General features: G+C 66.5%; 26 protein-coding genes. 8 read left to right on the top strand and 18 right to left on the bottom strand.

Annotated elements, in window-relative coordinates; genetic code table 11:
- Positions 1–170 precede the first annotated feature (170 nt).
- Positions 171–2615 (bottom strand): XVIPCD domain-containing protein, encoded by a 2445-nt coding sequence (locus V1318_RS04510; RefSeq protein WP_332938051.1) that lies wholly within the window; start codon positions 2613–2615, stop codon positions 171–173.
- Positions 2616–2731: 116 nt separating this feature from the next.
- Between V1318_RS04510 and V1318_RS04515 the strand changes: the two genes are divergently transcribed.
- A complete protein-coding gene (locus V1318_RS04515; protein WP_332938053.1) occupies positions 2732–3724 on the top strand; it encodes an ankyrin repeat domain-containing protein in 993 nt (330 codons plus the stop codon).
- Between the two features lie 26 nt (positions 3725–3750).
- On the opposite strand, the gene radA is transcribed toward V1318_RS04515, so the two are convergent.
- The 7 genes from radA to V1318_RS04550 all read right to left on the bottom strand — a co-directional run bounded on the left by radA (position 3751) and on the right by V1318_RS04550 (position 8899).
- Positions 3751–5160 carry a DNA repair protein RadA gene (gene radA, locus V1318_RS04520; RefSeq protein ID WP_332938055.1) on the bottom strand — a complete coding sequence of 470 codons (1410 nt, stop codon included), beginning with the start codon at positions 5158–5160 and terminating at the stop codon, positions 3751–3753.
- 137 nt (positions 5161–5297) lie between these two features.
- A complete protein-coding gene (locus tag V1318_RS04525) occupies positions 5298–5585 on the bottom strand; it encodes a hypothetical protein (protein ID WP_332938057.1) in 288 nt (95 codons plus the stop codon).
- 173 nt (positions 5586–5758) lie between these two features.
- Positions 5759–6064: a hypothetical protein gene (locus tag V1318_RS04530; RefSeq protein WP_332938059.1), complete on the bottom strand. Its 306-nt coding sequence runs from the start codon at positions 6062–6064 to the stop codon at positions 5759–5761.
- Between the two features lie 283 nt (positions 6065–6347).
- Entirely contained in the window at positions 6348–6761 is a 414-nt protein-coding gene (locus V1318_RS04535; protein ID WP_332938061.1) for a hypothetical protein, read from the bottom strand.
- 135 nt (positions 6762–6896) lie between these two features.
- On the bottom strand, positions 6897–7112 hold the full coding sequence (locus tag V1318_RS04540) for a hypothetical protein (RefSeq protein ID WP_332938063.1): 216 nt from the start codon (positions 7110–7112) through the stop codon (positions 6897–6899).
- 320 nt (positions 7113–7432) lie between these two features.
- Positions 7433–8554, bottom strand: coding sequence for a hypothetical protein (locus V1318_RS04545; protein ID WP_332938064.1), 1122 nt, complete (start codon positions 8552–8554; stop codon positions 7433–7435).
- Between the two features lie 57 nt (positions 8555–8611).
- Entirely contained in the window at positions 8612–8899 is a 288-nt protein-coding gene (locus tag V1318_RS04550) for a hypothetical protein (protein ID WP_332938066.1), read from the bottom strand.
- 417 nt (positions 8900–9316) lie between these two features.
- On the opposite strand from V1318_RS04550, the gene V1318_RS04555 reads away from it, so the two are divergent.
- Positions 9317–9925: a hypothetical protein gene (locus tag V1318_RS04555; RefSeq protein ID WP_332938068.1), complete on the top strand. Its 609-nt coding sequence runs from the start codon at positions 9317–9319 to the stop codon at positions 9923–9925.
- 91 nt (positions 9926–10016) lie between these two features.
- Here V1318_RS04555 and V1318_RS04560 read toward each other — a convergent pair whose 3' ends face one another.
- The 3 genes from V1318_RS04560 to V1318_RS04570 form a co-directional block, all read right to left on the bottom strand.
- The gene (locus V1318_RS04560) at positions 10017–10670 is read right to left on the bottom strand and encodes a glutathione S-transferase family protein (RefSeq protein ID WP_332938069.1); all 654 of its coding nucleotides are present in this window, start codon (positions 10668–10670) and stop codon (positions 10017–10019) included.
- Between the two features lie 81 nt (positions 10671–10751).
- A complete protein-coding gene (locus V1318_RS04565; protein ID WP_332938072.1) occupies positions 10752–11096 on the bottom strand; it encodes a 5-carboxymethyl-2-hydroxymuconate Delta-isomerase in 345 nt (114 codons plus the stop codon).
- Between the two features lie 63 nt (positions 11097–11159).
- Entirely contained in the window at positions 11160–11654 is a 495-nt protein-coding gene (locus V1318_RS04570) for a lipocalin-like domain-containing protein (RefSeq protein ID WP_332938074.1), read from the bottom strand.
- Positions 11655–11760: 106 nt separating this feature from the next.
- On the opposite strand from V1318_RS04570, the gene V1318_RS04575 reads away from it, so the two are divergent.
- Positions 11761–12600 carry a LysR substrate-binding domain-containing protein gene (locus V1318_RS04575; protein ID WP_332938076.1) on the top strand — a complete coding sequence of 280 codons (840 nt, stop codon included), beginning with the start codon at positions 11761–11763 and terminating at the stop codon, positions 12598–12600.
- A 55-nt stretch (positions 12601–12655) separates the two neighbouring features.
- Here V1318_RS04575 and V1318_RS04580 read toward each other — a convergent pair whose 3' ends face one another.
- Positions 12656–13585, bottom strand: coding sequence for a LysR family transcriptional regulator (locus V1318_RS04580; protein WP_332938078.1), 930 nt, complete (start codon positions 13583–13585; stop codon positions 12656–12658).
- A gap of 114 nt (positions 13586–13699) precedes the next feature.
- Here V1318_RS04580 and V1318_RS04585 point away from each other — a divergent pair, with 114 nt between their 5' ends.
- A complete protein-coding gene (locus tag V1318_RS04585; RefSeq protein WP_332938080.1) occupies positions 13700–14464 on the top strand; it encodes a 3-oxoacyl-ACP reductase family protein in 765 nt (254 codons plus the stop codon).
- Positions 14465–14493: 29 nt separating this feature from the next.
- Positions 14494–15096, top strand: a complete 603-nt coding sequence (locus V1318_RS04590) for an NAD(P)-binding domain-containing protein (protein WP_332938082.1) — start codon at positions 14494–14496, stop codon at positions 15094–15096.
- Positions 15097–15158: 62 nt separating this feature from the next.
- On the opposite strand, the gene V1318_RS04595 is transcribed toward V1318_RS04590, so the two are convergent.
- The 5 genes from V1318_RS04595 to V1318_RS04615 all read right to left on the bottom strand — a co-directional run bounded on the left by V1318_RS04595 (position 15159) and on the right by V1318_RS04615 (position 20409).
- On the bottom strand, positions 15159–16367 hold the full coding sequence (locus tag V1318_RS04595; protein ID WP_332938084.1) for a nuclear transport factor 2 family protein: 1209 nt from the start codon (positions 16365–16367) through the stop codon (positions 15159–15161).
- A gap of 244 nt (positions 16368–16611) precedes the next feature.
- Entirely contained in the window at positions 16612–17748 is a 1137-nt protein-coding gene (locus V1318_RS04600; RefSeq protein WP_332938087.1) for a HAMP domain-containing sensor histidine kinase, read from the bottom strand.
- Positions 17749–17895: 147 nt separating this feature from the next.
- Positions 17896–18723: an N-acyl homoserine lactonase family protein gene (locus tag V1318_RS04605; protein ID WP_332938089.1), complete on the bottom strand. Its 828-nt coding sequence runs from the start codon at positions 18721–18723 to the stop codon at positions 17896–17898.
- A 61-nt stretch (positions 18724–18784) separates the two neighbouring features.
- Complete coding sequence (locus tag V1318_RS04610) at positions 18785–19384, bottom strand: TetR/AcrR family transcriptional regulator (protein WP_332938091.1); 600 nt, start codon at positions 19382–19384, stop codon at positions 18785–18787.
- Positions 19385–19515: 131 nt separating this feature from the next.
- Positions 19516–20409 carry a LysR family transcriptional regulator gene (locus V1318_RS04615; protein WP_332938093.1) on the bottom strand — a complete coding sequence of 298 codons (894 nt, stop codon included), beginning with the start codon at positions 20407–20409 and terminating at the stop codon, positions 19516–19518.
- A gap of 93 nt (positions 20410–20502) precedes the next feature.
- On the opposite strand from V1318_RS04615, the gene V1318_RS04620 reads away from it, so the two are divergent.
- A complete protein-coding gene (locus tag V1318_RS04620; RefSeq protein WP_332938094.1) occupies positions 20503–20976 on the top strand; it encodes a hypothetical protein in 474 nt (157 codons plus the stop codon).
- A gap of 282 nt (positions 20977–21258) precedes the next feature.
- A complete protein-coding gene (locus V1318_RS04625; RefSeq protein WP_332938097.1) occupies positions 21259–21708 on the top strand; it encodes a hypothetical protein in 450 nt (149 codons plus the stop codon).
- Between the two features lie 322 nt (positions 21709–22030).
- Here the strand turns inward: V1318_RS04625 and V1318_RS04630 are convergent, their stop codons facing one another.
- A complete protein-coding gene (locus V1318_RS04630; protein ID WP_332938098.1) occupies positions 22031–23308 on the bottom strand; it encodes a hypothetical protein in 1278 nt (425 codons plus the stop codon).
- 243 nt (positions 23309–23551) lie between these two features.
- Between V1318_RS04630 and V1318_RS04635 the strand changes: the two genes are divergently transcribed.
- The gene (locus V1318_RS04635) at positions 23552–23683 is read left to right on the top strand and encodes a hypothetical protein (protein WP_332938100.1); all 132 of its coding nucleotides are present in this window, start codon (positions 23552–23554) and stop codon (positions 23681–23683) included.
- Positions 23684–23685 lie beyond the last annotated feature (2 nt).

Raw genomic sequence — 23685 nt, forward strand, 5'->3', positions numbered from 1 at the left:
CAAAGCCGCGCCGCGCCAGCTCGGCTCGCCGCAGCGCGAACACGGTTGGGCGCAGTACCGCTTCGAACGTGCAGGATTCGGCCGTACAGCCTGCGTCGGCAAGGGCCGGCAGCGCTTGCCGGCGCGACCGCAGGACCGGTCTAAGCCGACCGCGTCAGGGTGATACGCCGTCAGGCGCGACGCATCGCGCGATCGTTGTCCTGGGCCTGGTCCTGGCTCTGCTGCTGCGCCGTCGGCGCGCGCGCGCTTTCGATCTCATTGGCGCGCTGGGTACTCTCGCGCAAGGGCGTGTCCATGCCGCGCGCGGTTTCGACGCTGGCGTTGACGCGCGCCGGGTCGTCCAGCCGCCCCTGCACCGCGAACACGCGGCTGGCGTCGCGACTGAGTTCGACGTGATTGATTTCCTGCATGCCGCTGCGCAGGGCCGCAACCGCGAGCGAGCCGGCGAGCTGGTCGCTGCGCGGATCGGGCGTGCGGTCGAAGCGCGCGTCCAGGGCGTACACGCCCTCGGCCGCGCCGCGGTACAGCGGGTACTGTGAATGGCGCGGGTCATTGAGCAGCACGCCGTCGCCGCCCGGGTTCGCGCCGGCGCCGCGCGCGCCCGGTGCGGTTTGCGGCAGCACCGGGGCGTCCGGCGCCGGCGGCGCGACGGTCTGCGGCAGGCGTTGCGCCGCCGCGCGTTCCATCTCGCGGGTGCGGAAGTCCAGGCTGGGCAGCACGGTATCGACCATGCCGTGGCGCTGCACCGCCTCGCCCGCGGCCTGGCCGATGTTGTCGAACAGGACCTTGGTCTGGACGATGTTGCGAAAGCCGCCGGGATGGGTCGGGTCGAAGGTGACCGCGGCGCCGCCGACGCCGGCCACCGTCGCGCCGGTCAGGGCCAGGCCCAGCGGCGCGTAGCTGGTGGCGCGGCGGATCTGGTAGCCGCTGGCGTCGAGCGTGGCGTCGATGGAATGCCCCGCGCCGTCGGCGCCGCGGCGCAGGTTGCCGCCGACCGCGTCGGCGGTCCGCTCGATCGCGCGCGCGCCCTGGTTGGCGCCCGCACGCGTGTTGTCTGCGGCCTGCTGCGAACCGGTCAAGGCCGCGCGCGCTTCGCCGCGCTGGCTCTCGCAGTACTGCGCGGTGGCGCGGTCGCGCTGGTCGGCGATGTCGTTGAGCATCGGCACCCAACGCCCGGCGCCGCGCAGGAAGGTGTTGGTGGCGCTGTTGCTCCACTTGGCGCCTTCGCACTGGACCATGTCGACGGCGGCCGCGGCGCGGCCCGACACCAGTTGCACCTGGGCCACGGCTTCGCCGCCGGTGCGCACCTGCCAGCCGGCGATCTGGCCGACGGTATGGCTGCCGGCCTGGGCGGCCCGGCCGCTCATCTGCAGGCCCACGCGCGCGCCGTCGCCGGCCAGGTCCAAGCCGCGATCGGCCACGCGCCCCCCGCCGGCGACCACTTCGCCGGCCTGGCGCCCGACCTGGGCGCCGGCCAGGGATACCGTGGCCACGCGCAGCAGCGGCCCGGCGAACTCGCCGGCCTGGCCCAGCGACATCGCCTGCGGGCGGTCGATCAGGCTGCCCTGCGCATCGCGCGTCTTCGGCGTCAGCAGGGGCTGCACCTGACCCGCCGCCAGCGGCATGTCGCGCAATGCGCGGTTGCCCGACTGGGTCGCCAAGGCATCGACCAGGCCGCGCGCGTCGGCTTGCGCCTCGCGGCTGTACGGCAGGTGCTGCGCGAGCTGCTGGCCCAGCAGTTCTTTCGCGCCTGGCAGGCGCATCAGTTCCGAAGTCTGGTTGGCGACGCGGCCGAGTTCGGCGCGGCGCAGGCCGTTCATGCGGTCGATGCTGGTCTGCACGTCGGTCAGCACTTCGCCGGTGACCTGGTAGGCGACGACGGTCTGATTGGTGTTGTGGACGCTTAAGCCGTTCTGGTCGGCGTAGCGTTGCGCCGTGGCCTGATGCAGGCCGGCGGAATTGAAAGTGGTGGCGGGCACGCCGGTGATGGCGGAGCCGGCCGAAGCCATGCCACCGCCCAGGGAGTGGCCGACGATTTCGAAGTTGCCGCCGATGCCCGACTGATTGACCGCCGTGGCCAGGGTCATCGCCCGAGTGTAGTAATCGCTTTCCAGGCCCAGGCCCTGGCGGCCGTTATTCATCCAGTCTTCCGGCGCCGATTCGCGAGTAACCTGCTTGCCGCCCTCGTCGAATACGACCGGACCGTTGGAGCCCTTGTAACTGAGCACCGGCCTGGCGTCGGGGCCGAGCACCTTGGGATCGGGCAGATAAATTTCGGCGCGGAATGCGGAATCGTCGGGCTGCAGATAACGATCGATTTCGCCGTCGCTCATATCGAATCCGGCCTTGCGCAGCAGCTCAGGATGCTCGCTGCCGCGCAGCCATCCCGGCGGCGGTTGGCCGCTGTGTTCGGCAGCGCGATAGACGTCGGCGGCCAGGCCGGCCATTTCACGAGCGTGGTACTGACGCTGCAGAGCGTCGGCCTGGGTGCTCAGTTCACGATCGCCGCCGGCCCGCATCGACGCCAGCAGCGCCTGCTGCTCGCGCAGCTGAGCGATTTTTTCCTCGGCCGTGCGCGGGGTTTGCGACGGGAGGTCCTGCTCGGGCGTGGACATGGCGGTTCTATCCCTGAACGGCGCTAAGCTCGGCCCGAAACTGCCACTTCGACCCGCCCCTGTCAAACGTCGGCTTTGTTACATTCGGACCGCCCCAGCCAAGGACGACCGCCGCCATGACGCCGCCGCCTCCGCCCCCACCGCTGCGCCGCCAGCTGCTTGCCGGGCTGATGCTGGCCGGCCTGATGCTGTGCGCCCTGACCGCCTGCTGGGCGATGCCGCCCCCCAGTGGCGACCGGCTGCCCTGGGACCCGGGCGATTACTTCGAGGGCCCGGCCCTGCAACTGGCGGTGGCCAGCGACCGCCGCAAGGCCGAGCAGATCCGCTGGATGATCCATGAAAAAGGCATCAATCCTGATCATTTATTCGACAAGGGTGACATGCCGCTGGTGGCCTGGCCGGTCTTCAACGAGAACCCGGAAGGCCTGCGCCTGCTGCTGGAAAACGGCGCCAACCCGAACGCGCGCAAGCATCAGCCGGAGCGCAAGCGGGGCCAGTACCGCAACAACGCGATGGTGCTGGCCGCGCGCAGCAAGAACCCGATCTACCTCAAGCTGCTGCTCGACCACGGCGGCGACCCCAATACGCTCAACTCCAACGACGAGTCGTTGCTGTACGTGGCCTACCTGCGCGGGCAGTGGCAGAACGTGCAGTTGTTGGTCCAGCGCGGAGCGCGCATCAACGACGCCTTGTACTCCACGCTCAACGACAAGCGCGGCCACAACACCGTGCTCAACTGGTACGCCAGTCTGGGCAATTTCGACAAAGCCTATTGGCTGTTGCAGCACGGGGCCGACCCCGCACTGAAGATACGTGCCTCGGACGAAGCCAAATTCGCGACCGACCGCGACCGCATGCCCATCCTCGAGGAAATCTTCTGGCTGCCGGTGAAGCCGCACATGGCCGAATGGCAACGCAAATGCCAGATGTTCGCGCTCGCACGCGGCCTGAAACCACCGCCGATGCCCGACGGCATCAAGTTCAGCCGCAAAGGCCTGGGCCTGCCGACCGAGGAAAAGGACATCCCGCTGCCGACGCTGGAAGAGGCCAAGCGCGCGCAAGCATCCGCCACGACGCCGAATCCGCCGCCCGCCGCGCCGACGCGCTGAGGACGCCGCGCCGGCGGCCCGTGGCTTCAGTCTTCCGCCGACTCCAGGGCGTCGGCCAGGCGCTCGACGCCGATCACCGTCATCTCCCCCACCCGCCCGCTCTTGGGCGCATTGGCCTTGGGCACGATCGCGCGCTTGAAGCCGTGGGTGGCGGCCTCTTTCAGACGCTCCTCGCCGTTCGGCACCGGGCGGATCTCGCCGGACAGGCCGACCTCGCCGAAGGCCACGGTCTGCTCGGCCAGCGGCCGGTCGCGCAGCGAGGACAGCACCGCCAGCAGCACCGGCAGATCGGCCGCGGTCTCCTGCACGCGGATGCCGCCGACCACGTTGACGAACACGTCCTGGTCGCCCACCCCGACCCCGCCGTGGCGGTGCAGTACCGCCAGCAGCATGGCCAGGCGGTTCTGTTCCATGCCCACCGCGACCCGGCGCGGATTGGACAGCGGCGAGGAATCGACCAGGGCCTGCACCTCGACCAGCAGAGGCCGGGTGCCCTCACGGGTGACCATCACGCAACTGCCGGGCTGCGGAGTGCGGCTGCCGGACAGGAAGATCGCCGAGGGATTGGGCACCTCGCGCAGGCCCTTGTCGCCCATCGCGAACACACCCAGCTCGTTGACCGCGCCGAAGCGGTTCTTGAACGCGCGCAGCACCCGGAAGCGGCTGCCGCTCTCGCCCTCGAAATACAGCACCGCGTCGACCATGTGTTCGAGCACGCGCGGGCCGGCGATGCCGCCCTCCTTGGTGACGTGGCCGACCAGGAACACGGCCGTGCCGGTTTCCTTGGCGTAGCGCACCAGCCGCGCCGCGCTCTCGCGGACCTGGCTGACCGAGCCCGGCGCGGCGCTGAGCTGCTCGGTCCACAGGGTCTGCACCGAGTCGGCCACGATCAGCGCCGGCTTCATCCGCGCAGCGTGCTCCAGGATGCGCTCCACGCCGGTCTCGGCCAGCGCATGCACCCCGTCCAGCGGCAAGCCCAGGCGCGCGCCGCGCCCGGCGACCTGGGCCAGGGATTCTTCGCCGGTCACGTACAGGCCCGGCAGGGTCTGGGCCATGCGCACGATCGCCTGCAGCAGCAGGGTCGACTTGCCGATGCCCGGATCGCCGCCCACCAGCACCACCGCGCCGTGGACCAGGCCGCCGCCGAGCACGCGGTCGAACTCGCCGATACCGGTGCTGACCCGCGATTCCTCGCCGTGCTGCACGTCCTTCAAAGCGGTGACCGCCGGCGCGTCGGCGCGCCCGGTCCAGCTGCTGCGCCGCGTCGCCGCGACCCCGCCGCCCTTGGCCGCGGGCTCCACCACGAACTCGCTCAGGGTGTTCCAGGCCCCGCACTCGCCGCACTGGCCCTGCCACTTGTTGTGGTCGGCGCCGCATTCAGAGCAGACGTAGGCGGTGCGCGCCTTGGCGGCGGGCTTGCTGGCGGGTTTGGACATGAGGGCCGAGGTGCGGAAACCGACTGTCACTGTACCGGGATGGCGTCGCAGCGCGCGAGACCGGACCGGCCATGACGGGCGTAGGCCCATGCCGTACCGGCGGGTAGGATTCCGCTGGCCCCGGGGCGAGGCTGAACTCAGGCCGCCATCGGCCGATGGTGCTCCGGGTACAGCGCCGGCAGCCAACGCTGCGGCGTCGCCAGCAAGCCGGGCACGTCGGCCCTGGGCACGATGCCGTAACCGCGCGCATCGATATCGGCGGCGATGCTGCGCCAATCCAGGCGCGGCGCCGCCATCGCGCTCTCCAGGGTCCAGCCGAAGCGCAAGGGGCCCAGCGCGAACATCTCGTCCAGCGGCAACGGCCGTCCCGCGGGCGCGACCACATAACCTTCTTCATCGCCGACCACGAACACGTCCACACGCATCGACCGTCTCCTCGCCTGACTGCACCCGAGCGGCCGCGCCGCTCGATGGCGCGCCATGGTGGCGATCGCGCGAGAAAAATTTCGTGAAAGGAAGATGGCCGAATGGTGAAAAACCCGGGCCGCGCTCACGCCCGCTTCAGCACCGATGCTTATGCCGGTATGCGATACGCGCCTTACGCGGCCTCGAAGCGGTTGAGCATGCGCCGCACGACCAGGGCCAGGGTGCGGCGCGACATCTCCATCGCCGCCAGATAATCGCCCGGACGCTCCTGCCCCATCGCGTGCTTGGCCGCGTTGACGGTGTCCAGCACCAGCACCGCGCCGTCGGCGCCAACCATGTCGCTGAGCGAACGCCGGTGCGCATCGAGGCGGCGTTCGATCTCATAGTCCAGACCGCGCCCCGCGCGCGCGGCCACGCGCGCAAGCGTGGCGTCCAGGCGCTGGAGTTCGTCTTCGATCTGCACGGACGTGTAATGCATGGACGGCGGTTCCTGTGAGGGCGCGTCGGCGACGACGGACGAGCAGCCTAGGCAGCTCGCGTCTCAGCGGATGACACTGCAACGGCGGCGCGCACTTAGGCGATCGCGGATATGACCGGCGAAGCGCGGGCGGGTTCCGCGACGCGATACGCGGCGGTTCAGATGCGCGTCACGATCCGGCGCGAACGCGCGTTTCGCGCGCATGAATGCAGAGCGCGCACGGCATCGCCGAGCGCGTTGGCTCGCAGGCACCCTGACGAGCGCGGGGCCCTGCCCCGTACGCTCAACCTCCTCGGTTACGCAGCAAGTCGGAGTACTTGGCGATGCTCTGGTCGATCTTGTCGATGGCGAAGCCCGCCGACTCGGCTTCCATCGCGCCGGCCGCCGCGGCGACGGCGGCGGCCGCGCTCATGAAGATGTCCGTCGCCAGTATGCCGAGCGCGTCTTCCGCGGCGTTGTTAGGCGCCTGATCGGTCAGTTCCTGGGTCATCTGCTTCAGCAATACCGCCTGGCTGGCCAGGGCGAGCTTGGAGATGCCGTCGAAGTAAGCGGCCGCCGAGTGCGCGACCAGGTCGGCGGCGTCGGGCGACACGCGGCGCAGGGACGCGATCGCCTCCATCGCGGTGGCGGCGGAGTCCTGCGTCCGGGCCTGGATGTCCGCGTCGATAATCGGTGCGGGAGTGATCTTGTCGTCCATGATCGGTTCCTGGAGTTGGCTTGGAGTGGAAAGCTGAGCGCGGAAAGCGATCGTGCGGCTCGCGACGCCCGTCGCGCGCACGCACGCAGTGCGATTCAAGCATAGCGAATCGGCTCGGGCGGGACGCCGGCGCCGCTATCGGGAAAGTTTCCGGGCTGCCTTTGGACGGCGCGATTGCTTGCCCAGCTCGGCCAGCCGCTCAGGGGAGCCTTCGCCGTTGAGTTCGTCCAACACCGCCTGCGGATAGTCGGCGAATACGTTACCCCACCAACGTTTCAGGCTGTTGTCCCAAACACGCCAGCCGTCGCCGGGAACCGGCCGGCCCACGTAGCGTCGTTTACGGGCTCCCATGATCGGTCGCGTCCCCCTGTTTCCACCATACCTCGCGCATCGGCATCGCATCGGCGCAGGCGCCGCGAAGCCGGTCCTGCGCATACGGCGGCAGCTGATCCGATCACCGCGACCGTTTTCCCTGTTCGTACCGCTCTCCCCAGAGCATAGACATCCAAGCAGTCATCGCCATCCCTGGCCCGGTCAGGGAGCAGTGCGCAGGCGGTCGGCCGGCGCCGGGGCCTGCCGCCAAGTCTCCCGAACCGGCAGGACGGCCGATGGCGCGCCCGCGCTACGCGCGCAGTCCCGCGAACAGGCGCCCGCGGTGCGCGTCGCGGGCGCTAGCCCATCGCCTTGCGATGTTCGGGCTGCTCGGTGGTCTGCGCGGCCGCCAGCTGGGTCTGGGCCTGCGGGTTGGCTTGCACGTGCACCGCGACGGTCGCGGCATCCTGCTCGCGTACCCCGCGCGCCTGATTTTCGCTGACCATCGCGTAGTTCGGACCGGTCGGGCCCTTGCTGCCGTCGAACACGAACAGATTGCGGTCCGGCTGGCCGTTGGCGTCGACCACGGCGTTGCCGGGCTGGATCCCGGTCACCGTGTCGAAGCCTTTCAGCTTCGCGCCCGCATACAGATTGGCCGCCACCTGATCGTCGGCCATGCCGTGCGTGCGCATCGCGGCGACAACCTGTCCGTACATCGGGTCCTCGCGCATGCGCGCGACATTCGGATCCAGCGTAGCCAGCGCGGTACGCTCGCCGGGCGCCGCCTCGGGCGTATTCAAGCTGACCCGGCTGTCGGTGGATACCGCGCCCGGCGTCGGCAGCTTGGGGCCTATCACGTCTTCCGGCGACAGACCGTGCTGGCCCACGCGCACGCGGTCGCTCCATTCCATATTGCCGCCGCTGTTCATCACCACCAGCTTGCCCTGGTCCAGCGCCTGTCCGACCAGATTGGCCAATTCCGCCGGCGTCGCATTGCGGTTGGCCGCGCCGATCTGGTTGCCAATGGAATTGTTGTACAGGTCCATCGCCTCGCGGTTGGCCCAGTTGCCGGGCAAACCCTCGTGCGCGGTGGTGAAGGCCTTGCCCCACTCCGGGCCGTACTCCTGCGCCAGGCGCGCGCTCCAGTAGGCATGCCGGAAGGCGTCGCGGTGGCCGTCGTTGCCCTGCCACTCGCGCGCGCGGTCGGCGGGCACGCCGGCCGGCACCGGGTTGTCGGGGAAGCGTCGCTCGCCCTCGGCGAAGGCCTCGCGGGCGATGTCGCGGAAGCCGCTCAGGCCCATCAGGCCGCGATCTCGGGTCAGGCGATCCAGCAAGGCGCCTTCGGTCTTGGTCATCTCCCGGCCGTCGGTGAACGGGATATCGATCGCACCGAACGCGCGCGGACGATAGGTGATGACCTCATCGTCGGCGACCTGGTAATTGGTCCGGATGTCGTTGAGGTTGGGACGGGGATCCGACATCGCGCTCTCCTTTTCGCTTGCCTTCGTTCGCCGCCGCGCGCCGCGCGGCCGCCTGTCTTACCTGCGCGCCCAGCGGCGCGATGCCACGCGCCCGTCCTGGTAGCGGATCTCGTAATACTCTTCGTCGATGCCGGCGTCGGAGACGCCCAGCTCGTAGATGTCCACGCCGGTGGCGGCATTGCTGGAATCCGGCTCGCCCAGCACGCCGATCACGTCCTCGCGGGACATGCCCTCGGCGATCAGCTTGGCCAGCGCCGGCACCATCGAACCGCGTTGGTTGTCCAGCGGCTTCGCGCCGCGTTGCGATTTCCAGGCAGCCGAATCGAAGTTCGCAGTCTCTTGCATGGCGCAGGCCGTCAGTAGGAAGGGAATCAACAGGACGCCGATTCGCACGCGCTGCAGCGTGAGCCGTGGCGGAACTCCCGAGGTGATCGATGGCTTGCGCATGAACCGTCCCTGGAGGCGATGGGCGTCCGAACGGGGCGAGCCTAACACGGCTGCCTGCCACCGTCGTGAAGCCCGCGAACCCGCACTTTTGCCGCGATTTCCGCGCCAATCCCGGGTTGCGCTCGGCGAGTCGCGGAACAAGACTCGCCGGCGCCGATCACGCGTCGCGCAGAGGCAGCGCGAGCAGAACCTGCAGCCCGCCCTCCGCGCGGGATCGCATCGACCTGCCCTCCGTGCCGCCAGGATGCCGTTCCGATCTACACTCGGCCCATTCCGGCGTCAGGCCCTGCCCTATCGCCTAACCAGGACGGTCGCATGAAGCACGGCTTGCTCGCCCTTTCGATCCTTGGACTTTGCGCGGCCGCCAGCAGCCATGCGGAGAGCTTTTCGACCTACGGCCCCATCTATGCCAGCTACAAACAGTCGCCGGCCAAAGGCGGCGGCTGCGTCAGCGGCAGCATCGGCACCGAAGGCCCGAACAATGCCTATTCGTCCATCGTCTTCGTGTCCGAGGCCAATGCCGACAGCACCCTCAAGCAAGGCTCGTTCGGCTACGCCAGGGGAGGCAGCAAGAACGACTTCGCACCGCGCCTGAGCGCGTTCACTGTGTGCCTGAAGCCCGGCCGCTATCGCATCTTCGGCATCTCCACCAATAATGTTTACAGCACGCAGCGCGTGGCCATGCCGTTCGAGGTGGTGGCCGGCCGAAACGTCTACCTGGGCCGCTTCGTGTTCCAGGGCCCGGGCAGCCGCCCGCAGTGCCAACAGGGCGCGCCGGTATACGTGACGGTGAGCGACGAGTTCGAGCGCGACTCGGCCGCGATCCAGAAGCACCCGCAGGCGGCACGCCTGCCGCTCGACAAGCAGGTAGTCGATCCCGTGCAGGGCGCGCCCTACTTCGTGGCTTGCGCGCGCGGCCACTGAGGGCTTCAGCAAGCCAACCGCCACGCGGGCCGGCCATGGGCCGCTTTTCAACTGCCGCGCCGGACCGCAACCGCGCCCCAAAACGCAAGCATCAACCGGCGGACGGCGGCGCGGCGTTGACCGCCCATTGCGCCGCGAAAGCGCGCTGGTAAGCGGGCCGCGCCTCGCCGCGGGCGACATAGGCGGCCAGGCTGGGGAATTCGTCCAGCAGGCCCGACGGCCGCAGCCTCAGCAGCACCGAGGCCATCATCAGGTCGCCGGCGCTGAACGCGCCGTCCAGCCAGTCGGCATCGCCCAGGCGCGCCGACAGCTGGGCCAGGCGGGCGCGGATGCGGTCCTGCACCAACGGCAGGCGCTCCTGGGTCCAAGGCCGGTCGCCTTCCTGGAACTTGGCGATCGCCAGGTCGAGGATCGGCGGTTCCACGGTGTTGAGCGCGGCGAACATCCAGGCGATGGCGCGCGCCCGCGCATTGGCCTCGTCCGGCAGCAGGCCCGCATGGCTTTGGGCGAGATGAAGCACGATCGCGCCGGTTTCGAACAGGACGAGATCGCCCTCTTCCAAGGTGGGAATCTGGCCGAAGGGATGCAGGCGCAGATGTGCGGGTTCCTTCATGGCGCGGAACGACACCAGGCGGACCTCGTAGGGCTGGCCCAACTCTTCCAGCGCCCAGCGCACGCGCGTATCGCGCGCCAGCCCCTTGCCGCCGTCGGGCGAGCGTTCGAAGGCGGTGATGGTGATGGTCATGATGAATCCTTCCTGGTGAAAGCCGGTGGTGAGCGGCCCTTTCACCCTTACGACGAACGGCCGGACGCGATTTCGACATGGTCACAGCATGGCCCGATTGAAATAGCTCGCCCGTTCGAACTCGGCGACATTGGCGGCAATACGGCCAAGCCGCGGAAACATGGCAGCCAACTCGCCGACGATCGCCTTCGACAAGGCCGCGCGTTGCTCGACACTGCGCCCCTGCATGATCCAGGCGAAGGTGTGGATGAAATCTTCCCGCCCGCCGCCGACGGCATAGGTCGCGAAAGGATGCATGCGGATCTTGATGTCCGATTCTTCGAACAGCCCCGACGCACTCACCGCCCGGTGCAGGCTGGCGATGATCGATGCTTCATCGTGGATCTGAAGTATTGCCTGAGAACAGTCGACTACGAAGTGCGGCATGACGGCTCCATCGCTTGATGCATGAGTCGAAGGCCCGATCGCCCCCGAACGGAAATCAGGGGTTCAATCCAGCCTGCGCCACACGGAAATCGGGATGCTCCCATCCGCCCGCGGCGGCACCTTGTAACGCAGTTCTGCGCCGTCGAACTGGTACTGGCGCTGCTGGGTCGTGCCTTCCCAGTTCGGAAAGGACGAGCCCTCGATGGAGAACACCAGCAGCCCTGCCCCTTGGTCGATCCTCATCGTGCCGTAGTGGGTGCTGCTGCCCATGACCGCGGACCTGAATTCGTCGACGCTGCCATCGGCCTTGCTGTCGCTGCCGAAACGCAGGCGCTCGGACTTGAATATCTGCAGCGAATACCGCCCTTGGCCATCGACGACGAGCCTGCCCTTCGGGTGCTCGCCGTAGTCCCGCGTCGTCGCGCCGTCGGGCAAGACCTTGTCCGCAGCGACCAGGGTCCAGGTGCCTTGCAATGGGAACGCAGGTGTCGGTCCTTGCGCGTCGCGCGTGGCCATCCCCGCCAGCATGGCGACGAGTGCGCCGGTCAGTGGTTTCATCGCGCTGAGTCCTCAGGGTGGGATCGATGACCCATCCTATGCCGCTTGATAGATACGAAAAACACATCTATAAATATATCTGTCATTGGAAAATCGAATCATCAAGATGAAGGCGATGGACGTGGATGCGGTCAGGGCGTTCCTGCTGGCCGCCGACTTGCAGAGCTTCACCCGGGCCGCCGACGTGCTGGGCACCACCCAGTCCGCCGTCAGCATCAAGCTGCGGCGGCTGGAAGAGCAGCTCGGCCGCCGCCTGCTGGAACGCACGCCGCGGCATGTACGCCTGTCGGCCGAGGGGCTGGCCTTTCTCGGCGTGGCGCGCGAACTGGTGTCGTCCCACGACCGCGCGGCCGCCGCCTTCGAGACGGAGCAGCGCCGCCTGGCGATCGGCATCAACCAGCAACTGGTCGGCAGCGAACTGCCGTTCCTGTTGCGGCAGATGCGCGACCACGACCCGAACCTGCGGGTCGAGATGCGCATCGCCGGCACCAACGAACTCATGCGCGGCCTGGAACAAGGGGAACTCGACGCCGTGCTGGTGCTGCGCCCCGAGGATCGCGGCAAGCGCGGCAAGGCGGTGTTCGCGGAGTCCTTTTCCTGGTTCGCGGCGGCCGGCTGGGAACCGCGCGCCAGCCAGCCCTTGCCGCTGGCGACGCAAGGCGAGTCCTGCCGCATCCGCATCGAGGCGGTGCGCGCGCTGGATCGGGCCGGCGTCGAATGGCGCGAAGTCTTCGTCGGCAAAGGCGCCGCGATCCTGGGCGCCGCCGCGGCCGCCGGCCTCGCGGTGGCGGTGCTGGCGCGGCGCGCGGCGCCGGCGGGCACGGTCGACGTTGGCGGGCCGCTGTCGCTGCCGGCGATCCGCGCGCAGGAGGTGATGCTCTACAGCAACCTCAGCGACCGGCGAACGCGAGAGGCTTTGCGCGTTCTTACGTTGGCGTTCCGGTGAGGAACCGCGCCCCGTGGCAACCACACCCCACTTTCGAGTGACGCGGCTGCGTCGCCTAGGCCAAGCTCCCTGCAAAGCGCGCGGCGAGCTTCCGCTGCTGGAACTGCTCGACCACGTAGTCGACGAAAGCTCGCGTCTTGGCCGGCATCAGCGTACGGCTGGCGTAGTACAGCGAAATCGGGCCGGCATCGGCGTACCACTTCGGGACGAGCCTTACTAATTCACCGCTATCCAGGTGCGGCAACGCATCGGGCACGGAGATCATGCTCACGCCTAGGCCCAAGACCGCCGCCCGCGTCATCGCCGCCGGATCATTGAACACCAGGTGATGGCGCAGTTCGGCGGCCTGGGTCGCGCCGGCCGCGTTGCGCAGCGTCCACTGGCGGATGCGGCCGGTGCGCGCGGAGCGCATCGCGATCCCGTCCAACTCGGCCAGATCCTCCGGCGCGGAAGGTTTGCGGCGCCCCTTCATATAAGCCGGTGAGGCCACCGCGATGATGTGCGCCGGCGCGAGCGCACGCGCCACCACGCCCTGCGAGAGTTCGAATCCGCCGCCTATGGCTGCGTCGAATCCTTCGGCCACCAGATCCACCTGGCGATTGTCGAACTGCCAGTCGATGCGGATCTGCGGATAGCGCTGCATGAAATCCGACAGCAGCGGCAACAGGTATTCCATGCCGAAGGCCAATGGGACGCTGACCTTGAGGACACCCGCCGGCTCGCCGCGATCGCTGGCCACTTCGGCGATGGCCGATTGCAGGCCATCCAGATGCCCGCGCACGCCCACCAGGAATCGCTCGCCCGACTCGGTAAGCGTCAGTTTGCGGGTGCTTCGGTGGAACAGACGGGTGCCGAGGTTCTTCTCCAGCAGCGCCACGTTGCGGCTGACCGCCGCCGGCGTGAGGCCCAATTGGCGTGCAGCGGCGGAGAAGCCGCCCAGCTCCGCGCTGCGGACAAAGGACTCCAGGTTGGCCAGGGTTTCCATGAGCGGCTCTTCAAGTAGAACTTGAAACTGATTCTAAGCATTACCGGCTACTTGAAGGGAAGTGGCGAGCGCATCGTTCGCAGCACGCAGCCCCTTCCTTCCACGGAGCCCACCATGAACACCCAGACCCAAAATTCCCTTCCCCTGACCGGCAAGGTCGCCCTGGTCACCGGCGGCTCGCGCTCCATCGGCGCCGCGATCGCCAAGCGCCTGGCCGCGGACGGCGCCAAGGTCGCCTTCACCTACGTCGGCTCGGAGCAGCTGGCCCTGGAAACCGCCGGCGCCATCGAAGCCGCTGGCGGCGTCGCGCTGCCGATCCAGGCCGACGCGGGCAATCCCGACGCCGTTCGCGGCGCAATCGCCAAGGTCGTCAAGACCTATGGCGGCCTCGACATCCTGGTCAACAATGCCGGTATCGCCCTCGGCGGCGGTCCGATCGACCAGATCAGCTTCGAGGACTACCAGCGCATGATCGCGGTCAACGTGACCGGCGTATTCGTCGCAACGCAGGAAGCCGTGCGCCACATGCGCGAGGGCGGCCGCATCGTCCACATCGGCAGCTCGATGACGCGCTACGCCTCCTTCCCGGGCGCTTCGCTCTACACGCTGACCAAGGGCGCCGTCACCGGCTTCAACCGCAGCCTGGCGCGCGACCTCGGCCCGCGCGGCATCACCGTGAACACCGTGCATCCGGGGCCCACCGATACCGACATGAACCCGGCTTCCGGCGATCTCGCCAAGGCGCTGATCCCGAACATGGCGGTCGGCCGCTATGGCCAGACCCGCGAGATCGCGAATGTGGTGGCGTTCCTGTCCAGCCCGGACGCGTCCTTCGTCACCGGCGCCGACATCGTGGCCGACGGCGGTTTCACGTCCTGATTCATACCAACACTACTGAGGACACCTTCATGAAGACCATCGGCATCATCGGGGCGGGCAACATCGGCGCGGCGTTCGCCCGCGCACTGGCCAAGCACCACATTCCGGCCGTCATCGCCAACAGTCGCGGCCCCGAGTCGCTGGCCTCGCTGGTGCGGACGCTCGGTTCGTCCATTCGCGCCGGAACGCGCGAGGAAGCCGCGGCGCAGGACATCGTGCTGGTGGCGGTGAACTGGTCGAAGCTGCCCGCCGCACTGGCGGGCCTGCCGGACTGGCAGGATCGCATCGTCATCGACGCCAACAACCCGATCGAAGCGCCGCTGTTCCAGCCTGCCGACTTGGGCGGTCGCGTGTCGAGCGAGATATTCTCGGGCCTGGTGCCGGGCGCTCGCGTGGTGAAGGCATTCAACCACCTGCTGCCGCCGTTGCTGTCCGGCGACCCGCGTTCGGAAGGCGGCCAGCGCGTGCTGTTCTATTCCGGCGACGACGCCCGCGCCAAGGCGGACGTGGGCGGCCTGATCGAGCAACTGGGCTTCTTCGGAATCGACCTGGGCTCGCTCGCAAGCGGCGGCCGCCTGGTGCAGTTCCCGGGCGGTCCCTTGCCCGCCCTGAACCTGGTCAAGTTCGACTGAAAGCCCAAGCCCAATGCGCCGCGCCTCCCACAACGGGGCTGCGGCGCCTGTGCCGATGCCCCTCAGCGTTGGGCTGCCGCGCCGGCTTGCACCGCATCGGCCTGGGCTTCCAACCTGCGGACAATGGCGGCGACCACGTCGCGGGTGGACTGCCAGTTCATGCCGGTGATGAGCCGGCCGTCGACCTCCACATGCGAGGTGTTGCGCTCGCCGTGACGGAACAGCCCCCTGCGTCCGAGCAGGCGCTGCTCGATCGAGAACGGAAAGGTCTTGTAGTAGGCCGCCTCCTTGTTCTCGAAGGCATCGGGATAGCCGGTGACGCGCTTTCCGCTGACCAGCGCCGTTCCGTCCGACAGCGTCAGGTCCACCAGCCCGGCGCTGCCGTGGCATACGGCGGAGACGATGCCGCCCTGCTGCTCGTAGATGCGCACGGCCAAGGCCTGCAGGCCCGGGTGATCGGCGACGCCGAACATCGCGGCGCTGCCGCCGATGTACATCAGGGCGGCGTAGTCGCCGGCGTCCAGCTCCTCGGGCTTGCGAGTGTGAGCCAAGGCCCACATGAAGTCGCCGTCGTAGACCTGGGCCTTGTGCTCGGCGTCGCTGGTGTCGATGTAGGCCAGCGGCACGGCGCCGCCTTCGGGGCTGACGAACTGCACGCCGTAGCCGGCCTCGCGGAATGCGGCATAGGCGTGGATCAGTTCGGCGAAGCTGTTGCCGGCGCTGAGGCGGGTGCCGGGCATGGTGTCGACGTTGGACACGGCCAACAGCACCTGCCGGCCGTGCACCGGCCCCGGGTAGCGGGTGGCGGTCTTGCTGATGATCTGCCAGCGCCCGCCCAGCTTCTTCAGCAGGAACAGGTCGACGAAGCGCGCCTGGTCCTTGACCACCAGGATCTCCGCCTTCGCGGTCGCGATGCCGCCATCGACCTGGGTGCCGAGCAGACGGCCGATACGGCCGTTGAACTGCCCCGGATTCTTGCCGAACCAGCTGGCGTACTCGGCGATGCTCACCTCGCGCATGCCGTCGGCTTGGTCGCTCAGGTACAGGCGGGCCTCGGGATGAAATGCGCGCTGCAGCTGGTCGGCCCGGTTGTAGGAACTCCCTTGCAGGTAGTCCTGGATAACGGCGGCGACCTCGCGGTCGTCGGCGGCCGCGGCCTGCGCGGTACCGCCGAACAGCAGCGCGAAGAAGGCGATTGCCAACAGCTGGATGAGGCTGGCGTGCAGCGGTGTCGCACCGGCGGTGGCCGACTGGGATAGCGTTACTGACATGGGGGGCTCCGCTTGATGGATGCCCCGCATCCTGCCCGTTACCCTTGTGGATCAATATCTTGGAGCGTGTTTCCGAATTCCTGAAACGCGTTTCAGGAGCCGCAGTCCCGAACGCCGTCGGGCCTGCTGCCGCCCGGCCGACGGCGCCCCCACCACCTTCTTGAAGCCGCTGCAGAAGGCCGACATGGACAGGAAGCCTTCTACGCCAACTCCGATGCGACCAGTCCTGCGTACACCTGCCGCTCTACATAACCATGGCGTGGCGCGGCAGGTTGATGGTGAAAATGCATCCGATGCCGGGCGCGTTGCGGACACTGAGCGTGCCGTTGTTGGCCTCGACGCTGCGGCGCGCGATGGATAAACCCAGCCCCAAGCCACTGCGGTCCTGCGCGCCCTGGAGGAAGGGGATGAACATCTGTTCGGCCATTCCTGGCGGCAGTCCGCCGCAATGATCCTGCACATCGATGAAAATTCGGTCCGCCAGAGCGTAGACGTTCAAGATCACTTCGCTATGCGGATGGGTGAACTTGAACGCGTTATGGAGCAGATTGCCGGCTGCGGCCAGCAAAAGGTCGCGATCCACGTCCGCGGCCAGCAAGGGATCCACTTCCGATACGTTGAGCGTGCATCCGTGCACCCGCGCCTCCAATGAGGCGGATTGCTTGAGCTCGGCGATGAAATCGGCCATCGAGAACAGACGGTTCTGGACCGGCAGCCCCGCCACCATCCGCACCTCCGCCAGCGAGCGATCGATCAGGTTGCCCAAGCCGACCAGCGCGCGATCCAGGACACCGCCCGTGGCGCCCGACAAGCCCACGTTGCCCTGCTTGATGATCGAAAGGGCCAAGGTGGCGGTGCACAGTTGATTGCGCAGCTCATGGGCCAGGAAGCCCAGCCGCTCGTTCAGATGCATCGCCTGCTTGTCGGCGATGACGAAGTCGCGCTGATAGCCGAACTCGGTGACCGCGCTGGCGATCGCATTGTCCAAACAGCGGTTGAGAGTGCGAAACTCGTCGACCTCGATGGCCTGGCCTCGCTCGACGGCCAGGTCCGAAATGGATTGGCAAAGGTCGCCGTAGTCGTACACCACTTGCTCGGCGGTAAAGCCGTGGCGTTGCAGCTCCCGGCCATGCTGTGTCGCGGACTCTCCGATCTCCGACAGGTTCGGACGCCCTCCTCCGGAGGGCCCCGAGACCTGGCCACTCTTCATCGGCGTTGCCGCCTTTTCCACGACCAAGGTCTTGATCAGTTGATCGAGGAAGGTACTGATCCCGTAGGCCAATTCGTCCCCGGACGCTCCCGGCGCCGCCCGTTGCGCCACCTTCTCACGACACCGCGCGATCAGCTCGGTCCGGTTCTCGGTAAGGAATAGGTGCATCATGCATCGACCATACGCCATACGTAGCGGCTTTCCGTACCGCCGATCGCCTGAAACCGCCTAAACGGCCTGACCTGGCCGGGAAAGCGGCATCAGCGCGCCCAGGCCGGGCCGAATCCCAGGAAACAGGCAGGCACCGACAGGCGGAAGCTAGTCGAGATAGGCGGGGAACGCCGGCATGGCGCGGAAATCCTCCAGCGAATGCTGGATCACCACCCGGGCGCGCCTGTTCTTCACTATCTTCTCGACCCGGTCGATCGACGCGAGCGTCTCGCTGCGACTCACGTTGAATACGGGCATGCGCTTTTCCGCGCGGTTCTCGCGCGAATGGAACAGATCACCGGACAGCAGGACGTCCCCCGACCGAGGCAGCCGCAGCAGCAACACCTGGTGGCCCGGGGTATGGCCGGGCGCCTTCAGGATGCGCACGCTGCCATCGCCGAACACGTCGTGATCGCCGTCGATGAGCACCGTGGTCGCTTGCTTCTGGGTCTCGATCAGTTTGGCGTTGGTGCGCGGCGGCGACGGAACCGCATTGATCCACTCCAACTCCTTGCGATTCACGATCCAGGTCGCCGCCTTCAAGGCATTCGCATTGCCCAGATGATCGCCATGCCCGTGCGAGAAGGCGAAGAACTCGATGTCGTCGAAGCTCAAGCCCAATTCCTGCAGCTGCGAGGCGACGGTCTTATTGACGATGGCACGAAAGAGGGGCAGCTGCGTACCACCGGCCGGCTCGGCGTAGCGGTCGCCCAAGCCCGACTCCCACAGCATGTCGCCCTTGGGATGGCGGATCAGGAAACACGGCGCCATCAAGGTCCCGGGGTGGCCGTCGTATTCGCCGGTATCGGAGAACGGCGCCAGGTCCTCGAATTGCGCGCGCCCGCAGTCCAGGGCATAGAGCTTGATGGCCGGCTCCGCCGCCGGTGCCTGGGTAAATGCGCCGCAAAGCGCCAGCAGCAACGCCAGCCGATTCAACAAGCTTGTCATAACGTCGGTCCGAATCAGGTTTGAGTGGGGGTACGGGGAAAGCGTCGTATCACTTGCGAACGGGCGGCTTGGCGAGCCCTTGCGCGATCAGGGTGCGGGCGATCGCCTTGGCGGACGCCGCCGCCGCCGGAGAACCGGTGCGCAGCGCCGTGACAATGGCGCCGTCCATCAACATCATCCATTGCTCGGCCAGCGCCTTGCTCGGCCGCACTTGCGCCGCCGCGAGCAGGGATTGCAGGTAGGCGGTCACCCGCTGCTTGTGATCGTTCGCGACCTGATGCCCTGCACTGTCCGGGTCGGCCAGCTCGACGATCGAGTTGATGAAGACGCAACCGCGGAATCCGGCGCTAGCCAGGCGTTCGGCCAGCGCATCGAAGACCGCCAAGGGCCGCGTGCGTGGATCGTCGGACAAACGGTCGACGGCATCGGCCAACCATTGCCGCCAGGCGACGCCCAGTTGGCTCAGCACTTCGGCCACCAGGATGTTCTTGGAGGGGAAGTGCTTGTAGAAGCTGGCCTTGGCCACGCCCGACTGATCGATGATCGTATCGACCCCCACCGCGCGTATTCCGTGCGCGTAGAACAGCTGCGAGGCGACGGCGAGGATGCGCTCGCGTGGGGGTGGCGGTGCTTGCTCGGTGGCCGGCATGGGCAGGACTATACAGACAGATCTGTCTGCGTCAAGCGGCGGACTGGAACGCTGGCGCCCATGGCAGTTCCCGGAGGGCCCAACAATGCATCAGCCGGAGCCGCCTCACGAACTGGCGGCTTGTCCGCCACCTAGCCTTCGCCCTTCCATGCATCGGCATGGCCGGCCAGGCTCTGCTTCAGATTCGCCGCCGCCTTGGACAAGCCGCCGTTGCGATGGAACAGGAAGTACTGCAAGGCGGGCAACTCGGGAATGGGCCGGCCAGCGACACCGGCCGGTAAGCGGCAGCAGGCATTCACCACGGCCAGGCCCATCCCCAGGCGCACCAGATGCAGCATGACCTCCCAACCGGTGGCCTCGACGGCCACGTTGAAGTCCACCTGCGCGGATTGCATCAACTGCGAAAGCATCACCCGATGCGGTCGCCCCGCAGGCGGCACGATCAGGTCGGCGCCCTGGAGGTCTCCAAGCCGGATGCTTCGGCGTGCGGACAAGGGGTGCTTCCTGGGCATCGCCAGGACCTGCCCCACCCGCGTAAGCGGCGTCACCGTCAAATCCTTAGGAACCGTCTCCAGGCACGCAACGCCCAGGTGCGCGCGCCCGGACCGCACGGCTTCGATTGCCGCCGAACCATCCGCAGTAAGCAGCTGCAGTGCATGCCGGCGATCCGACAGGTGGCCGCGGATTCCGGGGCCGAGCAGATACAGATACGAGCCCTCGCCCGCCGCCAATACCACGGTGGGCTCCGCATCCTGCCCCAACAGCTCGCTCTGGAAGGCCGTCGTCGATACGGCCAGTTCGCGGGCGAATCGCTGAACCTGCCTACCGGCCTGAGTGATCTCGATCGACCGCCCGCGCCGTATGTACAGCGGCAATCCGATCGTGCGGCCCAGCTTGGTGATCTTCGTATGCAGGGCGGGCTGCGATATGTGCAGGCGAGCGGCCGCTCGGCTGAAGTTGCCGTCCTCGGCGAACTCGGCGAAGGCGACCAAGGCATCCAGCGTGACATCGCGCAAGAGATTCATTATCCAATATTTCTATAGACGATTCGAATAATCAAGTTCCTATCTATAGATGCCCCGTGTGGAATGCGCTGCAACAAACACGGAGAAATCATCATGAAGCTCGGAATTGACGTTGGACGTGTACTGATCAGCCCTGGCGACGATTCACGCCCAGACACCTCGTTCATAGGCGGTTCGATCGAGGACGCATTGCGCACTCCGCCCTACGACGGAATGTTCGAAGTGGTCCCGGCGCTAGTGACTCGCTTCGCCGGAGAAGCCTGGATCGTCTCCAAGTGCGGACAGCGGGTGCAGGACAGGACCCTGCAGTGGTTCGCCTATCACCGCTTCTTCGAGCGGACAGGCATCAAAAGAGGGAATGTCAGGTTCTGCCTCAAGCGCCCCGACAAGGCCGTGCACTGCCGAGAGCTCGACATCACGCACTTCATCGATGACCGCATCGATGTGCTCCAGGCCATGGTTGGCACTGTCCCCAACCTCTACCTGTTTGGGCCCCAGCGGACTGCGGTGCCGGCAGGTATGCGCCACGTCATGACGTGGAGTGACGTCGCACGGGCACTGCTGTAGAAGTCCGACAGATTACGTTCGGAGCCGGATCGGCGCCTTCGAATCCCACTGGCCGGCTGTCCGCTTCCAATCCGAAGCGGACAGGCACTTCCACGGCCAAGCCTCCCGCGGAAGGCATCCGCCCTGTTCGCTGGATCCGGCTATACGTCGGCTTGTTAGCCGCCACCAGCGCCCCTAAGATCGAGCCATATCAAGGGGGTAGCCACCAGTACGGCGCCGCGATCAAGTCGTATATCTGGCCCCAGGGATCCGGCAATCAGATAGCAGGCATCAGAGGCCAATATGCCCCAGGTTTTCGATGTGCTAAGTGTCACCCAAACGCCATTGCACTACGAAATCGACGACAAGCCAGCGAGTTGTCAGATCGCGGAGTTCTCAATCAACGGTAGCCCGCTGTCATCTCTTCTGGGCATCGCCAGAGGCCTTGGCTCTAGCGAATGCAACTTCGATATCGAGGAGCTTTCGGCACAGCAGCCCTCCTCCAACCAATTGGGGACAGGCCGTGTCGTGCTGTACCGATGCCATTGCGGCAGCGACTACTGTGGCGTCGTCTCATGCGGCATTGTCGACCGAGGCGATTCCATCGAATGGCAAAACATCTCGTTCGAGGACGACTCAGGCATACACGTGTCGGGCCACAGCGCTGTCTGGCCGAATCTCCTGCCCATAGAGAAGCTTGTCTTCAATAAAGAGGCCTACCTTTCCGAGATACGCGCTGCTCGGCAGGCCTGACTGGCCGTTCAGCGGATCAGCTTCGCTGCCCGCTGAGTTTCAACGTTAGCCCCATGCCCGATACCGCATCGACGCTTGGCAAGGCTCTCGGTTACGTGCTCTTTTTCCCACCCTTCATCGGCATGCATTGTCATAGCTGCCTTCTTCAGTCTCCTGGTCTCCGCCGGAATCGCCACTGCTGGACGCAGGGGCTGAGCAGTGACCCATGGGTTCGTCACGCAATAAGGCCTAACAGTTCGTTCAAGCCGATGCACCGCTTGGCGATGTCCTCAGCCGACCGGAGCCCCCGATACTGCCGTCGAGTGATTATTCTCTCGACCCATTACGGTTGAGCGGTCAGCGGTTGGTGCAGCGTCGGCATGGCATCGAATCCGCCGACCAAGAATGCCTGGCGGATTGCGCGGTATCCGGCTGGATCATGCTGCAGACGGTGCCCGTCGTCGAAGAACAATAGGCGCGAATCCGAATAGGCATCGCGCAGCCTCTGGTTGATTGCATCGCTAAAGACGACATCGTCGCGCCCCTTGAGAATCAACACTTCACCAGGAAATCCGCGGTCGATGGCAAAGCGCTTTGGAGCGATGTGGTTGCGCCGATGCCAGTCCAGCACGTCGGACACCGCAACTTGCGATATGTCGTACAGCAGATTGGTTCCCGTATGCGACTCATAACTCACCAGATCCGTGCCGACCAACTCAAACCACCGCACCCGCGCCATCAACGATTTCGGTGTCTTGATCATATAGTTCAGAAGCCAAGGGTTCCGCATCGGCTTCAGCTGGTACTTGGCGAGGAAGGCGCCTTCACTCAGGTCTTCTAGGGTGCGCAGTTGGGCGCCCCTCGGGTCAGGGCTCGATCGCCCAAGCTGGTACAGCACATTGGCCAAAGCGGCGCGACGCGACGGGTGCTCGGTCAAGTAGGTGGTCAGGAGTCGATCTGCAGGCGGATTGAACTCCCGGAAGCTGGGTGAGTACGGAAGCCCGGCCTTCATCGCCAGATCGGGGGCGCCAGTCGACTCCAGAAGCAACCGATTCACGTGATCCCCATGCGCCGACACGTACTGTTGCGCCAACACGCCAGCACCCGAAGCCCCGAACACGTTGATCCGACCATCGGCAGGCAATAGCCCTCTTCGTTGCATGTCACGCCGGACAGCCTCGATGTCCTCTACCTGTTGATCCGAGCCGTACAACTTCATTGCCAGTGCGTAGTCGATAGCTCCGTTCGGGTAGACCTCGGGCAAGAATGTCGGCGCTTGGCCGCGGACGCCGATCAGCACATACGGCACCTCACCGAACAGCGCGTCGAAGAAGCCGAAATCTGTTTTCGTGCTGACCAGTTCCATCTGCCCATCCGTCAACACGAAAGTGACGTTCTCGCTGGGCTTGAAGCGGGGACTCAGGAGGTAGAAGCCACGAAACGTGCCGGACGTGTAATCGCCATGATCGAGCGGCAGGTTGATGTAATGGTGGCGCTCGTCGGCCTGCATTTCCGCGTAAGTCGTGCCCGGCGAAAGTCGTTTATCCGGCATGGCGTACATGTATGCATGAGCGGCAGCAAGCACCCCGCACGCCAGCAACAGCCCCGCCGATGCGATCAAAGCGCGTTTCCCGGGAACCCGAAGTAGCGGACGTGACATACGTCTCCTAGCGTGCCGCTGTTATCGCATACTGAATCGTTGCGACGTATTGTACTGTCGTACAGGACCGAATTCAGTTTCACGATGCAATGACCGCCACGGCTGGAAGCGGGTATTCGAGCAAGACTGAAGCTGAAGCAGTCCTTCGGGCTATGGCTGTCGCCCCACACGTTCCTGCCGTCGGAAAAGCCGACGATCGAACTCGTGCAGGATCTCTACGTCGGCAAGGCCGTTGAGATGGCTTTCGAACTTCATGAGTTCACGGAAACGCTGATGCTGGCCACCGGCGAGCTCGAATCCTGGGTCGCGAACTTAAGCAGCCAGGAATCGAGCTAAGG

The sequence above is a fragment of the Lysobacter sp. CCNWLW3 genome (genome assembly GCF_036697405.1).
GTDB lineage: Bacteria > Pseudomonadota > Gammaproteobacteria > Xanthomonadales > Xanthomonadaceae > Lysobacter.

Excerpts from the sequence above, each read along its gene's own strand:
- V1318_RS04615 (WP_332938093.1), bottom strand. The coding sequence starts at position 20,409 with ATGAATCTCTTGCGCGATGTCACGCTGGATGCCTTGGTCGCCTTCGCC.
- V1318_RS04575 (WP_332938076.1), top strand. The coding sequence starts at position 11,761 with ATGAAGGCGATGGACGTGGATGCGGTCAGGGCGTTCCTGCTGGCCGCC.
- V1318_RS04570 (WP_332938074.1), bottom strand. The coding sequence starts at position 11,654 with ATGAAACCACTGACCGGCGCACTCGTCGCCATGCTGGCGGGGATGGCC.
- V1318_RS04540 (WP_332938063.1), bottom strand. The coding sequence starts at position 7,112 with ATGGGAGCCCGTAAACGACGCTACGTGGGCCGGCCGGTTCCCGGCGAC.
- V1318_RS04510 (WP_332938051.1), bottom strand. The coding sequence starts at position 2,615 with ATGTCCACGCCCGAGCAGGACCTCCCGTCGCAAACCCCGCGCACGGCC.
- V1318_RS04525 (WP_332938057.1), bottom strand. The coding sequence starts at position 5,585 with ATGCGTGTGGACGTGTTCGTGGTCGGCGATGAAGAAGGTTATGTGGTC.
- V1318_RS04610 (WP_332938091.1), bottom strand. The coding sequence starts at position 19,384 with ATGCCGGCCACCGAGCAAGCACCGCCACCCCCACGCGAGCGCATCCTC.
- V1318_RS04620 (WP_332938094.1), top strand. The coding sequence starts at position 20,503 with ATGAAGCTCGGAATTGACGTTGGACGTGTACTGATCAGCCCTGGCGAC.
- radA (WP_332938055.1), bottom strand. The coding sequence starts at position 5,160 with ATGTCCAAACCCGCCAGCAAGCCCGCCGCCAAGGCGCGCACCGCCTAC.
- V1318_RS04560 (WP_332938069.1), bottom strand. The coding sequence starts at position 10,670 with ATGACCATCACCATCACCGCCTTCGAACGCTCGCCCGACGGCGGCAAG.
- V1318_RS04530 (WP_332938059.1), bottom strand. The coding sequence starts at position 6,064 with ATGCATTACACGTCCGTGCAGATCGAAGACGAACTCCAGCGCCTGGAC.
- V1318_RS04565 (WP_332938072.1), bottom strand. The coding sequence starts at position 11,096 with ATGCCGCACTTCGTAGTCGACTGTTCTCAGGCAATACTTCAGATCCAC.
- V1318_RS04580 (WP_332938078.1), bottom strand. The coding sequence starts at position 13,585 with ATGGAAACCCTGGCCAACCTGGAGTCCTTTGTCCGCAGCGCGGAGCTG.
- V1318_RS04515 (WP_332938053.1), top strand. The coding sequence starts at position 2,732 with ATGACGCCGCCGCCTCCGCCCCCACCGCTGCGCCGCCAGCTGCTTGCC.
- V1318_RS04585 (WP_332938080.1), top strand. The coding sequence starts at position 13,700 with ATGAACACCCAGACCCAAAATTCCCTTCCCCTGACCGGCAAGGTCGCC.
- V1318_RS04555 (WP_332938068.1), top strand. The coding sequence starts at position 9,317 with ATGAAGCACGGCTTGCTCGCCCTTTCGATCCTTGGACTTTGCGCGGCC.
- V1318_RS04595 (WP_332938084.1), bottom strand. The coding sequence starts at position 16,367 with ATGTCAGTAACGCTATCCCAGTCGGCCACCGCCGGTGCGACACCGCTG.
- V1318_RS04535 (WP_332938061.1), bottom strand. The coding sequence starts at position 6,761 with ATGGACGACAAGATCACTCCCGCACCGATTATCGACGCGGACATCCAG.
- V1318_RS04550 (WP_332938066.1), bottom strand. The coding sequence starts at position 8,899 with ATGCAAGAGACTGCGAACTTCGATTCGGCTGCCTGGAAATCGCAACGC.
- V1318_RS04590 (WP_332938082.1), top strand. The coding sequence starts at position 14,494 with ATGAAGACCATCGGCATCATCGGGGCGGGCAACATCGGCGCGGCGTTC.
- V1318_RS04545 (WP_332938064.1), bottom strand. The coding sequence starts at position 8,554 with ATGTCGGATCCCCGTCCCAACCTCAACGACATCCGGACCAATTACCAG.
- V1318_RS04600 (WP_332938087.1), bottom strand. The coding sequence starts at position 17,748 with ATGATGCACCTATTCCTTACCGAGAACCGGACCGAGCTGATCGCGCGG.
- V1318_RS04625 (WP_332938097.1), top strand. The coding sequence starts at position 21,259 with ATGCCCCAGGTTTTCGATGTGCTAAGTGTCACCCAAACGCCATTGCAC.